This window comes from Asticcacaulis solisilvae (assembly GCF_017875235.1).
GTDB classification, from domain to species: domain Bacteria; phylum Pseudomonadota; class Alphaproteobacteria; order Caulobacterales; family Caulobacteraceae; genus Asticcacaulis; species Asticcacaulis solisilvae_A.
Genome location: NZ_JAGGMI010000012.1, coordinates 127,981 through 141,095, shown reverse-complemented (window position 1 = coordinate 141,095; position 13,115 = coordinate 127,981). Strand labels below are relative to the sequence as shown.

Below are 13,115 nucleotides of genomic sequence, written 5' to 3'. Positions count from 1 at the left end.
CCGTCAAAAGATCTGCCCACCGGAGAGAGACATATGCCGCCAGCCGCCAGGCTTACCGACATGCATACCTGTCCCATGTTTAATGGGCCTGTGCCGCATGTCGGAGGTCCGATAGCCGGGCCAGGCGCGCCGACCGTCCTGACCGGCAACCTGCCGCAGGCGCGCGTGTCGGACATGCTGGTTTGCGTCGGGCCGCCGGATGTTATCGTCAAGGGCTCCATGACCGTCCTGGTCATGGGCATGCCGGCCGCGCGGATGGGCGATATGACTGCCCACGGCGGATCGATCATCCTCGGCTTTCCGACCGTGATGATCGGAGATGCCGGCGGCGGGGGAGGAGGGGGCGGTGGCGGCGGCGTCATGATGCCGCGCGTCGGAGCGCCCGGACAGACCGGCGAAGCGTCCGCCGACGCTCAGTTCACCAATCAGGTCGATGCGGTGACGACGACCAGGACCTCATCCCAGACCCAAGCCCTGACGACCAGCAATGCCTTCCCGCAGCCCGAGGCCCAGGCCGAAACACTGAAGGAATCGGCCAGGACGGGCGCGCCTTTCACTGAAACCTGCAAACAGACGCCCCCGTCATGAGCCGAAAATCATGAGTGAGACCGAGAGCGACTGGTTCGCGGTGATCGACACCGCCCAGGATCCCAATCTCCATTCTCTGGTCATGCGTGCGCGCGGCAGGGTCTGCCTGTTTTCCGGCAATGTGCCGCCGGTCCTGGCCGCCGCCTCGCCGTGGCTGGTGCGCCTGAGGCCGGGTGAGCCGTTGCTCGAAACCTGGAAGTCCCAAGGGCGCGGTCGCAACTGGGGCATCATGTGCCGCTCCCCCGCCAGCCTGGAGGAGATGCGCAGGCACTTTCGCAGGTTCCTCCAGGCCATGCTGCCCGATGGCACGGTGGCGCTGTTCCGGTTTTACGATCCGCGCGTCTTCAACACCTATATCCGCGCCTGCTCGCCCGATGAGCGCCGGCCGTGGTTCGACCAACTGAGCCTCTTCGCCGTCGAAGGCGCGCGGCCCGATATCCTGCATAACTATAACCTGCGCGGCGACCGGCTCTATGACGCCGACACGCCCGTTCAATAGGGGAAACGCGATGAATGCCATGGCATGGGTGCGCGGGGAGACAAGGCCGGCGGCCGCGCTCGTCGCCGCGGTAGCGCTCGGGCTGGGGTTGATCATAATCAGGTTTCTGCCGCCGCTGTTGTCCGCGGCAATGGGCAGCCTGGGGCCCATTACCCAGGCGGTGGCCATGACGGTCGGGCTGTTCGGGCCGATGATTGCCGCCGCCGCGATATGGAGCGCGGTGACGAATGTGTCCGTGAAGGCGCTGGGCGCTGCGCCCGGGCGGATGGCAGTGGCCGGGGCCGCCTTCGGCATCGGCGGTGTGCTGATCTGCGTTCTCTATGCCGCAGTGGCAAATACGCTGGTCCACACGCCGGGCACGCCGGATATTGGCCTGTTGTTGCTGATGACGCCGCTGACCCTGCTGCAATGCGTCGTCGAAGAGGTTTATTTCCGTGGCTGGATCCAGCCCGTCCTGACCCGGGCTTTTGGGCCTGTGGCGGCGATCGCTGCGACGTCGCTCGCCTTTGCCGCCCTGCACTTCGCCGCGGAGGTGGCACAGACGCCGTTAAGCCTGCTGAACGTCGCCCTGGCCGGCCTGCTATTTGGTCTTCTGGCCTGGCGTACGGGCGGATTGATGGCGCCAATGGTAGCGCACTGCGCGTGGAACTGGACGGAGTCTCTGGGTCTTGGCCTGTTCCCCAATCCGGGTGTCGATCCGACCGCGCTTGTCGATCTCGACCTGACAGGATCTGCACTATGGGGCGGATCGGCGGAAGGGCTGAATGCCTCGCTGGCCGTCACCTTCGTGCTGCTGGCCTTCTGCGTGCCGTTGGCGTTATGGAAGAGCAGCCTTCCTAAGCCTGCGACCGTATAGAATCGATCCGGTCGCGTTCGGCCTGGAAGGCAGCCAGTTCGGCGCCCTTCAGCGAATGGCCTTCGTCCATGGGCATGGTCATGGCGTCGACGGCTTCGCCGTGGACGTGCATCTCATAGTGCAGATGCGGCCCCGTCGAGCGGCCGGTCGTGCCGACATAGCCGATGGTCTGGCCCTGGCGGACGCGTACGCCCGGCGTGATGCCGTCGCCGAAGCGATCCATGTGGAGATAGTAGGTCTGCCAGCCGTTGTCGTGCTGCAGGATGACCAGATTGCCGTTGGGACCCTTCATCGCCGCCCAGGTCACCGCGCCGTCACCGGCGGCATAGATGGGCGTGCCTGTTGGCGCGCCGAAGTCTGTGCCCCTGTGCGCCTTGACGAAGCCCAGGACCGGGTGGACGCGGATGCCGAAGCGTGAGGTGATGCGCGCGCCATCGACCGGGGTGCGCAGGAAGCTGCGGATGATGCTGATGCCGTTGCCGTCGAACCAGCCGGCCTCGCCGCCTTGGGGCGTGAAGGCATAGAGCGCGCGCGACTTGGCACTGGTGCTGAGCGAAGCGTAGATGAGACGCGGAATGCCGACCGGCTCGCCCGAGGCGTTGCGGCCCTGCTCGAACGCCGCCTCGAAGATGTCGCCGGGATTGATCTCGCGCTGGAAGTCGAAATCGTAGGCGAACGCCTTGGCGAATTCAGGGATGAGACTGTCGGTAATGCCGGCGGTCACCGCCGAGGTATAGAAGCTGTCACGGTCGATTTCGCCACGCTTGACGATGACCTCGGTCGTCACCGAGGCGGCGATGGCGGTGGCGGTAAAGCTTGCCCCTGTGCGCACCAGGCTGACGCCGGAACTGTCGGCGCGCGTCAGCTCGGCGCGTTCGAGCCTGGCTTCGCCGCCGCCGGTCAGGTGCATGACGAGGCGCAAGGACCCGTCGGCGGAACCGAGCACGCCGAGTGCCGTTGTCGCCGCACGACTTGCTTCCTCGACGGGTACGCCTGCTGATATGAGCGCGCCCTGCAGGTCGCTGGCCTGTGCCAGGGTGAGGCTGCGGGTCATGGTGCCGGCGGGCAGAGGCGCCGGTTCTGCGGCGGCTTCGGTGGGGGGTGTTTTGCTGCGCGAAAGGACTGCGGGAATTCCGCCCGTTACGAGCAGCGCGGCCCCGCCGCCAAGCGCCATCAGATTGCGCCGTGACAGGACGGTTTCGCCGCCGGATGATTCGGGTTCGGAAACGATGGGAGCGGGTGTTGGAGGCGCGGGTTCAGCGCGGGTTGCGGCCTTATTCCAGGTCTTAGGGTCGAAGGAAAACCCGTCTTCGTTATCGCTCATCTTTCCCGCTGCCCCGTAACGCGGATTATTCGCAGGCTTTTCGTGTAACATGGCTTTCATGCGGCGGGAAGCTGTGCTTTAGTCCCGCAAACAATGGGGTATTGCCACGTCTGAGCCGTGGCGATCGGGCGCGCATGGGGCCGAAGATCGCTTGGCGGCGAACGGCGGGCAGTCGGCATTCAAGTAGGCTTTCAGGGACCAAGCAATGGCAGGCAAGAGGCGCGTCGCCTGGCGCGAGGGAATGTTCCTTCGGCCGCAGCATTTCCAGCAGCAGGACCGGTATGTCGATGCCCAGATCAACACCCGCGTTTCGGGTGCGGGCCCGTACCGCTGGGGTCTGTTCGAGCTGGTGGTCGATGAAGAGCTGGCGACACTGGGCAAGTTCGGCGTCGTGCGCTGTTCCGGCGTCATGCCCGACGGCACGACCTTCTCGATCCCGGAAGACATGCCGCCCCCGCCGCCACTCGACATGCCGGGCGATACGCGCGACGCCATCGTCTATCTGACCCTGCCGGCGCGTCAGGAGGGCGCCGTCGAATTCCGCGACGCCGACCGCCGCAGCCACGAGGCGCGCTTCCTGGTCGAGGAACACGCCGTCATCGATTCGTTTTCCGATGACCGCGTCGAGGAAGGCATCGAGTTCGGTGTGCCGAACCTGACCTTCGGCGTCACTCGCGACCAGACCTACGGCCGCCTGACAGTCGGGCTGATGCGCGTGCGCGAACTGCAGAACAAGCGGCTGATGTTCGACGACCGCTATATCCCGCCGTGCCACGACATCGCCGCCTCTCAGCGGCTGAAGGGCGGCGTGTCTGACATCCTGGGCCGCGCCGAGCAGCGCGCCGACGAATTGGCGGTGCGCGCGGTCGAAGCCACCGATGGCGGAGCGGAGACCTTCGCGTCCTTTCTGCTGCTGCAGGCGTTGAACCGCTGGTGCCCGATCCTGCACCATATCGAATCCGTGCCGCGCATCCACCCGGAGCGCCTCTACGAGACTTTGGCCAGCATGGCGGGGGAGTTGGCGACCCTGACGCGTCCGGAGCGCCGGGTCAGCCGTTTCCCGGGCTACGACCATGAAAACCTGCAGCAGACCTTCGAGCCGGTGTTCGACATGCTCCGTTCGATGATGGCCGCCGTCTTCGACCGTTCGGCCGTGCAGTTGCCCCTCGATGCGGCCGGTCCGGGCGCCTTCGTTTCGCCGATCACTGATCACAATCTCTACAAGACCGGCTACTTTTATCTGGCGGTCAATGCGGCAGCACCCTTGGATGAAATCCGCGCGCGTTTCCCGGCAATCGCCAAGATCGGCCCGGTGACCAAGATGCGCGCCATCGTCGAATCGGCCCTGCCAGGCGTTCCCTTGCGCCACGCACCGACGCCGCCGCCGCAGCTGCGCGTTCTGCCGGGCTATGTCTATTTCGAGCTCGACCGCGGCGTGCCCGACTGGCGCGACTTCGCCTCGGCTCCGGGGCTGGGTTTGCACGTGGCCGGCGACTGGGCGGCGCTGAAGCTGGAACTGTGGTGCGTCAAGCGCGCGGATAAGTGATGACATTCCGTTTGCGCGGCAAAACATAATTTAGATTGTAGTGCTAGTCAGGCCGGACCTTTCGATCTGACGGGGAGCGGAATGTGAACGACAAGGATGGAAACGGCGGCAACCGGACGGTTTTCCGCCCAAGCCCCTTGCAGGGGCTGAACCAGAACAAGCCCGCGACCCCGCCGCCGGCCGCACAGCAAGGCATGGCCTCGCCATTCGCGCAGGTGCCGCAAAATCAATCTATGGCGCAGCCCGTGCCGGTGCTGGATGCCGACGACATCACCCAGCCGCCGGTCCCGCCCGCTGTCCGCAACCGCTTGATGGCCGAAGCCGGGCCGGTGCTAGCCCTGACCGCCAGCTTACGCTCCGGCCGGGCACGCACGCCGCTGCCGCAGTTTCATAAGGCGGTAACGGCGGCGATTGCGCGCTTCGACCGCAATATCGCAGGCACCGTGCCCAACGAGACCTATCAGCGCGCGCGCTATGCCCTGTGCAGCACGGTCGATGACATCGCGCAGAACCTGCCGGGCCAGGGCAATGACACCGCCGAATGGGCGCGCCGCTCGATGGTCGTGACCTTCTTCCAGGAAAACATCGGCGGTGACCGCTTCTGGCAACTGGTCGACGACATGCTGAACCGCCCTCAGGACAACACCGACCTGATCGAGCTGTTCCACGCCTGTCTGGCGGCGGGTTTCGAAGGCCGGTTCCGCATCTTGCCGGACGGTCGGCGTGGGCTTCAGGAGGTCATGAACCGCCTCTATGCCGCGCTGGAACATCCGCGTTCGCAGTCCCAGCGCGAACTGGTGCCGCAGTGGAAGGGCGAGGACGCTCCGCCGGTCAAGGTCGGCTTCTGGAGCCATATCGCCCTGGCGGCCGCGGTCGCTGCCGGCGCGCTGATGCTCATCTTCATCATCCTGCGTCTTATCCTGCTGCAGACGGGCCAGCCGTCGTGGCAGGCGCTGAAGTCCACTATGCCCGAAGAGCCGTTGCGCCTGTCGCGCGAGGTCGTGGCGCCGCCTCCGGCGCCGGCGGGCGGCCAGAAACAGCGCCTGGAACAGTTCCTGGCGCCGGAAATTGCCCAGGGCCTGGTGACGGTCGATCAGGACGCCAATACGGTGCGCGTGCGCACCACGATCGGCCAGCTCTTCCAGTCGGGCTCGGACCAACTGGCCAGCGGCCAGCAACGCCAGCTATTTGTCCGCATCGGCGAGGCGATCGACAAGGAAAAGGGCCCGGTGACCATCGAAGGTCATTCGGATTCAGACCGCATTTCGTCGCTCAGCTTCCCGGACAATATGGCCCTGTCGTCGGCGCGCGCCGCGACGGTCGAAAACATCATCGCAGGCAAGCTGTCGGATGGATCGCGCGTGACCGCGCATGGCTTCGGCGACACGCGGCCGGTGGCGTCCAACGCTACAGCGGACGGCAAGGCGCTCAACCGCCGGGTTGAGATCGTCCTGCAGCGCAACGACTAAATCAGGGGCGACCAATGGATAAGATCAAACGCGCGCTCCTCAACTGGTGGACGGTGACCATTACCCTGACGGTTCTGGTCGCGCTTCTGCTGTGTGTCGCCCTGCCGATTTTCGTGGGCTTCATGCGCCCCTGGTGGGTGCGTCTGCTGTTCTTCGTCGGCGTCGCCGCCGTCTGGGGTGTCTTTGCCTTCCTCCGTATACGGAAGGCACGTGCTGCCGCCGAAGCCATTGCCAAGGAACTGGCGGCCCAAAATACCGGCAGCCAGGAAGGCGCGGAACTGGCCAAGCGCATGACCGAAGCGCTGGCCAGCTTCAAGACCGCCGCCAACAACAAGCAGGACTATCTCTACTCGCGGCCGTGGTACGTCATTATCGGCCCGCCGGGCGCCGGCAAGACGACGGCCCTGCTCAATTCCGGGCTGCGTTTTCCGTTCGCCGAACAGGCCCTGGCGGGCGTCGGTGGCACGCGCAATCTCGATTTCTGGTTCGCCGACGAAGCCGTGCTGATCGACACGGCCGGGCGCTATACCAGCCAGGATTCGCATGGGGCAAAAGACGCCAACGCTTGGACGGCCTTCCTGGAATTGCTGAAGAAGAACCGCCCGCTCCAGCCAGTCAACGGCATACTGGTCGCCCTGCCGCTCGATGAGATCGCCCGCGCCGACCAGGCGCAGATCGATCATCACGCTACGACCGTGCGCCGCCGTCTGTCGGAAATCCGCCGCACGCTGGAACTGTCGGTGCCCGTCTATGTGCTGCTGACCAAGGCCGACCTCTTGGCCGGCTTCGGCGAATATTTCGACGATCTCGACGTCGAAGGCCGCCGCGCCGTCTTCGGCCAGACCTTCAACTTCGGTTCGGGCAATCCGACCGTCACCGACATGGCGCAGGCCTTTGACGCGGTGGCGCAGTCGATCGCCGACCGCCAGGCCAAGCGCCTGGCCGACGAGCCCGACACGAGACGCCGCGCCCTGATCCTCGGCTTCCCGGCGCAGGTCTCTGCCATCCGCGCCCGCGTCGTCCGCTTCCTCGAAGGCGCCTTTGTTGCCGGTGATGAGCCGGTCGGCACCCTGCGCGGCTTCTATCTGACCAGCGGCGTCCAGCACGGTGCGCCCATTGACCGCCTGCTGGCCGGTGTCGGCGGCGCCAGCGATCAACCGCAAACGGTGGGTCAGGGCCGGGCCTACTTCCTCAACCGCCTGCTCGGCGAAGTCATCTTCCCGGAAGCCGGGCTGGTCCAGATGGAGCCCGCCGCGCGGGCGCGCATCCGTACCCGGCTGATGATGGCCTTTGCCGCCATCGGCGCGGTGTCGCTGATCCTGCTTATCCTGTGGACGGTCAGCTTCATTCAGAATCGCGGCCTGCAAAACAATCTGAACACCCAATCGACCGCCGTGGCTCAGATGGAGCGCGATCTCGGTATCGACATGGTCGAGGTCGGGCCGAACGACGCCGATCTCGAACAGGCCGCCGCCGTGCTCGATGCTCTTCGCGCCCTGCCGCGCGGCTATGAGGCGCGACAAAAGGGCGGGGCGCCGCTCTTCATGGGCTTTGGCCTCTATCAGGGCAGCCACAGCCAGCGCGCCGAGCTGGAATACCGCGAAGGCCTGCGCCGCATACTGCTGCCGCGCCTGTTGCTGCGCCTTGAGACCTACATCGGCACCAATATCAACGACCCGCTCGCCATCTATGAGCCGCTCAAGGCCTATCTAATGCTAGGCGGCCAAAAACCCGGCGCCATCGACGCCAAGCCGATCCAGTCGTGGGTCGAGAATGACTGGGCAAACGAAGTCTATCCCGGCGCCGACCGCGAGGACCTGCGCAAGCGTCTGTCGGGGCACCTTCAGGCCCTGCTGTCCGACAAGGATGTGCAGGCGGCGTGGCCCAACCGCACCGCGCCGCTCGATTCCGAGCTGATTGCCCGGGCGCGCGCCTCGGTGCAGGCCCTGTCGCTGGCCGACCGCGCCTACGCCATCTTCCGCCAGAAGGCCATGGCCTCGGACGGTCCGGACTGGACGGCCTCGGCTATCCTGTCGACGGGCGATGCCCCTGCCTTCACCAATGGTGAAGAGGTCCTGGCCATGACCGTGCCGCACGTCTTCACGCGTCAAGGCTTCGAGAAGGTCTATCAGCCGGCGCTGCTGACGCTGCAGAGCGATCTCGAAAAGGACATGTGGGTCCTGGGCTCTGATGCTGCGACCTCCAGCGTCAAGTCGCAGCTCAGCCAGATCCGGCCGGGCGTCGCGGCCCATTACGCCAAGGACTATATCGACGCCTGGGAAAAGGTGCTGAATACCCCCAAGCCCGCCGACCTCTTCAACAATCCGGCGGCATTCGGCGCCTTTACGCGTACGCCGTCGCCGCTCAAGCAACTGCTGCTGGAGGTCGCCAAGAACAGCGACTTTACGGGTGGCACCAGCACAGCGAAGCAGGGCGCGGCCGATGCGCTCAAGTCCAAGATGGGGACCGCGGGCGCGCTCCTGCCGTCGGACGCCGGCAATGTCGATGCCGGTAAGCTGATCCAAACCCACTTCGCGCCGGTCCGCGCCTATTCGGGCACGCCGGTCGATGACTTTATGAATGCTGTCAAATCCGCCGGTCAGGCGGTCATGGCGGCCAAGTCGCTGGGCGGTGCCGCCGGTTCCGATGGGCTACAGGCCCAGACCGCCACGGCCAATGCGGCCATGGCAGGCGCTGCGGCGGTGGCGCCGCCCAGTCTACAAGGCTTTATGGGCGCCGCCGTCAAGGGCGGGGCGGCGGCTCAGGTGTCAGCGGCCGAAGGCGTGGTGACCCAGGCCTGGACGTCGTCGGTCCTGCCGCAGTGTCAGATGGCCTCGACCGACAAGTACCCGTTCTTTGGCAACTCCAAAATCGACGTCTCGACGCTTGACGCCATCCGCGTCTTCGGACCCGGCGGCACGGTCGACGGCTTCGCTACCACGCGTTTGATGAGCCTGCTCGATACGGCCGGTCCGGTATGGCGCTGGCAGGAGGCCAACCCGATCGCGGCCGGCTTCAACCCGTCGAGCGCCGCCGAAATGGCCCGCGCGGCACAGATCCGCGATATGCTGAGCGGCGGCATCTCGTTCAAGGTGCAGCTGGCCAATCTGGGGCCCGATGTCGACACGGTCGAGTTCTCGTCCGGCGGCACCACCTACAGCTTCAAGGCCGGCGCCACCGAAGCGAAACCCGTCATGTGGTCGGTCCAGGGCCTGCCCGAGGCGCGCGTCACCTTGCTGAAGGGCGGCCAACAGGTCCAGACCTTCACCGGTGAAGGGCCATGGGCGCTGTTCCGGGTGATGGATGCTTCGGCAAAGCAAAACGCGGGCAGCAATGCTTTCACCGCCACCTTCGGCCAGGGCGGCCGGACGGCGGCGCTGAAGGTCACGCTCAACTCGACCTTCAATCCGTTCAGCCGTGGCGGGGTGTGGACCTTCCGCTGCCCCCCCGCTTTGTAAGATTGGCGCTGTAAGGAAAAGACCGATGGCGATCCTGTTCGGCAAGCTGCCGGCGCACGGCGACTTTATCGCGCGGGGTTTGAGCGACGCGGACACTGAGCGGCTGGACGATTTCCTGTCGGCGTCACTGAGCGCGGCGGCCATGGTGGACGGGTTCGACGACCTCTATGCCTTAGCGCCGGTCTGGCGGTTCGTTACAAACATTGGCGGCGAGGCGGTGTGTGGCGTTCTGGCGCCGTCGATCGATCGCGTCGGCCGTCAGTTTCCGATTCTGGCCGGCGTGATGGCGGGCGAGGACGCTGGCCTCAGGATCGATGCGTGTGAGGCGCAGCTTTACCAGGCCTTTGCCGAAGGGCTCGACGCCGACGCGCTTTTTGCGCGATTGTCGGCGACGCCTGAGCCGCAAGGCGCGCCGCCGTCCTCCGGCTGGTGGCTGGAAGACAGTGAGCGGACAGTCATCGTCCGCGTGGACGGCGAATGGCCGGTGGATGTGATGACGCGAATGATCGAAGCGGCGAGGCAGATGTCATGATGGGCGAACGGCTCAGGCTGGAATGGACGGCCAAAACCCACCCCGGCAAGGTGCGCGAGCACAATGAAGACGCCCTGTTCGGCAGCGACCAGGTGGGCGTATGGGCCGTCGCCGACGGCATGGGTGGCCATGAGCGCGGTGAATGGGCTTCGGCCGTCGTCGTCGAGGCGCTGGGCACCGTCACCGATGGCATGGATTTCGACCGTCAGGTCGATCAGGCCGCCAAGGCCATCCATCGCGCCAATGGCGTCATCTTCTCGGAGGCGCGCGAAAAGAGCATAAACATGGGCACGACGGTCGTGGCCTGTGTGATGCGTGACAATCGCTTCGCGGTTGTCTGGGCCGGTGACAGCCGCGCCTATGTGCTGCGCGACGGCGTGCTGCATCAGCTGAGCCGCGACCATACGCGTGTCCAGGAACTGATCGACCGCGGCTATCTGACGGTCGAGCAGAGCGTCGGCCATCCCATGGGCCACATGCTGTCGCGCGCCGTCGGCGTCGGCGAGGCGCTGGAGTTGGACGCCGTAGCCGACAGCGTCACCGCGGGAGACGTCTTCCTGCTGTGCAGCGACGGGTTATATGGCGAGGTCAGCGAGACCGAAATCACCGACATTCTGACGCATACGCCCTTCGAAAATGCCGCGGGCGCGCTCGTTGACGCTTGTCTCAGCTACGAGGCCAAGGATAATGTCACGGTCATAGTGATCCGTGCATCTGAGGCTACCCGTCTCCAGTTGGCGCCGCAAAACTGGGGGAGCCCGCAATGAGTGAACAGGACAAACCGGACGGCAAGCCGCAATCGCCGTTCGACATGGTGCCCGAAACACCGGCGCAGCCCGAAGAGCAGAAGACGGTCTTCGCGCCGATGCCGATCCAGACGCCGCCCGCCGAAGCAGAAGAGCCCAAGAAGCCGCGCAAATCGCGCGCCAAGACGCAGTTCGCACCGGCGCTTCAAGCCGAGCCCGTGGCCGCTCCGCCACCTCCCGCATCTGAACCGCGCATGACCAATTTCCCGCCGGTGGCGCCGCGCGCCGACGCCGGCCAGATCCAGATCGGCGATGTGTTGAACCACATCTTCGAAGTCCGCCGCTTCATCGCGCGCGGCGGTATGGGCGAGGTGTTCGAAGGCGTCAATGTCAACTCGGATGAGCGCGTCGCCATCAAGGTCATGCTGCCATCGCTGGCGGCCGATCCGAACGTCCAGGCGATGTTCAAGAAGGAGGCGCGGACGCTCACCCGTCTATCGCATCCGGCTCTGGTCCAATACCGCGTCATCGCCCAGGAACCGCAACTGGGCGTGCTCTACATCGTCACTGAATTCGTCGACAGCAAGAACCTTCAGGACGCGTTGCCGTCGCTGCGGCCAACGGCACAACAGCTGCTGGCCCTGACGCGCCGCCTGGCCGACGGGTTGAGAGTTGCCCACAGCCTGGGCGCCATCCACCGCGACATCTCGCCCGACAACATTCTGCTGGAGGACGGTGAGCTGTCGAAGGCTCGGATCATCGACTTCGGCATCGCCAAGGATCTCGATCCGTCGTCCAAAACGATCATCGGCGACGGCTTCGCCGGCAAGCTCAACTATGTCGCGCCGGAACAGCTGGGCGACTTCAACCGTGAAGTCGGTCCATGGACCGATCTCTATAGCCTTGGCCTTGTCATCCTGTCGGTGGCGCAAGGGCGCGGTGTCGACATGGGCGCGACCCTGGTCGACGCAGTCGACAAGCGCCGCCAAGGGCCGGACCTGTCAACCGCGCCGGAAGAGATCCGCCCGCTGTTGACCGCCATGCTGAAGCCCAATCCGGTCGAGCGCCTGCGCTCGATGGACGAGGTCATCGCCATGATCGACGGCATGACCGGCGCAAAGACCCAGCCGGTCCAGCAGGGCAGCGCGACGCCTCCGCCTCCGCAGTCAAGGCCCGCCGGTGCGCCGGCCGCCGCCAAGCCGGGGCTCGATCCCAAGACACTGATGATCGGTGGCGGTGTTGCTGGCATCATCGCCATCGCGATTGCCGGGGTGCTGATCTTCGGCGGCAAGGGCGACAAGGCGCCGGCACAGACACAGATGACCGCCGCCCAGGCCATAGACACGGCGCGTCAGACGATCAACGCCACCTTGCCGTCGGCGCAGTGTGCCTGGCTCGATATCGATACGGTTTCCGGCGGCGTATCCGGGATCAACCTGTCGATCAAGGGCGTGGCGCGCGATACCGCCGCCGTGCAAAAGCTGGTCTCTGATGCGATCGCGGCCAAGGGCCTGACCCTGGCCAATCTCGACACCAATGGCGTGGCGCCGTTGACCCGTCAGGATGCCTGCCCGCTGCTGACCGAATATAATTCCATAAAATCGGAAACGACGACGCTCGGCTCGCCCCAGGTGAAATGGGAAATGTCGGTGCCGCCGGATTCGACCGATGGCAAGCCTATGGCCAAGACCATCGTCAATTTCCGCGTCGATCCAGGTACGCAGGACTTCGCCATGTTCGGCCTGCAGAACAGCGGCGACGGCATCGCCCTGATCCAGAGCCTCGGCCAGCTTCAGGACGCCAGCTTCCGGCAGGGCTATGGTATCGCCGACCTGGGCGGCGGCCGTTACGAGATGGGGCTGGACCAGAGCGAAACCGGCTGGGCGGGTATTCTGATCGTGCGGGGTTCCGGCCCGATCGAGGCCGGGACCATCCTGCCGCCGGCCGCCCAGCGCACGCCGCAATGGGAGCAACAGTTCAACCAGATCGCTGCCTCCAAGGGCTGGCATACCGAAATGATCTGGATGAACACGGTCGATGAAGTGCCGAATTAGACTGCGCGCTGCTGTGGAAAGGTATAGCTTCGGAGCTGACCCT

The 13,115-nt window shown here is 65.4% G+C and carries 10 protein-coding genes; 9 read left to right on the top strand and 1 reads right to left on the bottom strand.

Features of this window, described 5'->3' with window-relative positions; genetic code table 11:
- Positions 1-33: 33 nt before the first annotated feature.
- The 3 genes from J2X24_RS18050 to J2X24_RS18040 are packed head-to-tail and all read left to right on the top strand — an operon-like array spanning position 34 to position 1,943.
- Positions 34-588 carry a PAAR domain-containing protein gene (locus tag J2X24_RS18050; protein WP_209724684.1) on the top strand — a complete coding sequence of 185 codons (555 nt, stop codon included), beginning with the start codon at positions 34-36 and terminating at the stop codon, positions 586-588.
- A gap of 10 nt (positions 589-598) precedes the next feature.
- Positions 599-1,087 carry a DUF4123 domain-containing protein gene (locus J2X24_RS18045; RefSeq protein ID WP_209724682.1) on the top strand — a complete coding sequence of 163 codons (489 nt, stop codon included), beginning with the start codon at positions 599-601 and terminating at the stop codon, positions 1,085-1,087.
- 10 nt (positions 1,088-1,097) lie between these two features.
- On the top strand, positions 1,098-1,943 hold the full coding sequence (locus J2X24_RS18040; protein WP_209724680.1) for a CPBP family intramembrane glutamic endopeptidase: 846 nt from the start codon (positions 1,098-1,100) through the stop codon (positions 1,941-1,943).
- On the opposite strand, the gene J2X24_RS18035 is transcribed toward J2X24_RS18040, so the two are convergent.
- Positions 1,924-3,267, bottom strand: a complete 1,344-nt coding sequence (locus tag J2X24_RS18035) for a M23 family metallopeptidase (RefSeq protein ID WP_209724678.1) — start codon at positions 3,265-3,267, stop codon at positions 1,924-1,926. The genes J2X24_RS18040 and J2X24_RS18035 overlap by 20 nt on opposite strands.
- A gap of 205 nt (positions 3,268-3,472) precedes the next feature.
- Between J2X24_RS18035 and tssK the strand changes: the two genes are divergently transcribed.
- The 6 genes from tssK to J2X24_RS18005 all read left to right on the top strand — a co-directional run bounded on the left by tssK (position 3,473) and on the right by J2X24_RS18005 (position 13,072).
- Positions 3,473-4,813: a type VI secretion system baseplate subunit TssK gene (gene tssK / locus J2X24_RS18030; protein ID WP_209724676.1), complete on the top strand. Its 1,341-nt coding sequence runs from the start codon at positions 3,473-3,475 to the stop codon at positions 4,811-4,813.
- An 83-nt stretch (positions 4,814-4,896) separates the two neighbouring features.
- On the top strand, positions 4,897-6,282 hold the full coding sequence (gene icmH / locus J2X24_RS18025; RefSeq protein WP_209724674.1) for a type IVB secretion system protein IcmH/DotU: 1,386 nt from the start codon (positions 4,897-4,899) through the stop codon (positions 6,280-6,282).
- A gap of 14 nt (positions 6,283-6,296) precedes the next feature.
- Positions 6,297-9,740 (top strand): type VI secretion system membrane subunit TssM, encoded by a 3,444-nt coding sequence (tssM, locus tag J2X24_RS18020; RefSeq protein ID WP_245344917.1) that lies wholly within the window; start codon positions 6,297-6,299, stop codon positions 9,738-9,740.
- 25 nt (positions 9,741-9,765) lie between these two features.
- Positions 9,766-10,272: a type VI secretion system-associated protein TagF gene (tagF, locus tag J2X24_RS18015; protein WP_209724672.1), complete on the top strand. Its 507-nt coding sequence runs from the start codon at positions 9,766-9,768 to the stop codon at positions 10,270-10,272.
- Positions 10,269-11,039: a PP2C family protein-serine/threonine phosphatase gene (locus J2X24_RS18010; RefSeq protein ID WP_209724670.1), complete on the top strand. Its 771-nt coding sequence runs from the start codon at positions 10,269-10,271 to the stop codon at positions 11,037-11,039. Before tagF ends, J2X24_RS18010 begins: the two co-directional genes overlap by 4 nt.
- Positions 11,036-13,072, top strand: a complete 2,037-nt coding sequence (locus tag J2X24_RS18005) for a serine/threonine-protein kinase (RefSeq protein ID WP_209724668.1) — start codon at positions 11,036-11,038, stop codon at positions 13,070-13,072. Before J2X24_RS18010 ends, J2X24_RS18005 begins: the two co-directional genes overlap by 4 nt.
- Positions 13,073-13,115 lie beyond the last annotated feature (43 nt).

What these genes read in the sequence shown, in the direction of transcription:
- J2X24_RS18035 (WP_209724678.1), bottom strand. Translation starts at nt 3,267, where the DNA reads ATGAGCGATAACGAAGACGGGTTTTCCTTCGACCCTAAGACCTGGAAT.
- J2X24_RS18045 (WP_209724682.1), top strand. Translation starts at nt 599, where the DNA reads ATGAGTGAGACCGAGAGCGACTGGTTCGCGGTGATCGACACCGCCCAG.
- tagF (WP_209724672.1), top strand. Translation starts at nt 9,766, where the DNA reads ATGGCGATCCTGTTCGGCAAGCTGCCGGCGCACGGCGACTTTATCGCG.
- J2X24_RS18040 (WP_209724680.1), top strand. Translation starts at nt 1,098, where the DNA reads ATGAATGCCATGGCATGGGTGCGCGGGGAGACAAGGCCGGCGGCCGCG.
- J2X24_RS18010 (WP_209724670.1), top strand. Translation starts at nt 10,269, where the DNA reads ATGATGGGCGAACGGCTCAGGCTGGAATGGACGGCCAAAACCCACCCC.
- tssK (WP_209724676.1), top strand. Translation starts at nt 3,473, where the DNA reads ATGGCAGGCAAGAGGCGCGTCGCCTGGCGCGAGGGAATGTTCCTTCGG.
- J2X24_RS18005 (WP_209724668.1), top strand. Translation starts at nt 11,036, where the DNA reads ATGAGTGAACAGGACAAACCGGACGGCAAGCCGCAATCGCCGTTCGAC.
- tssM (WP_245344917.1), top strand. Translation starts at nt 6,297, where the DNA reads ATGGATAAGATCAAACGCGCGCTCCTCAACTGGTGGACGGTGACCATT.
- J2X24_RS18050 (WP_209724684.1), top strand. Translation starts at nt 34, where the DNA reads ATGCCGCCAGCCGCCAGGCTTACCGACATGCATACCTGTCCCATGTTT.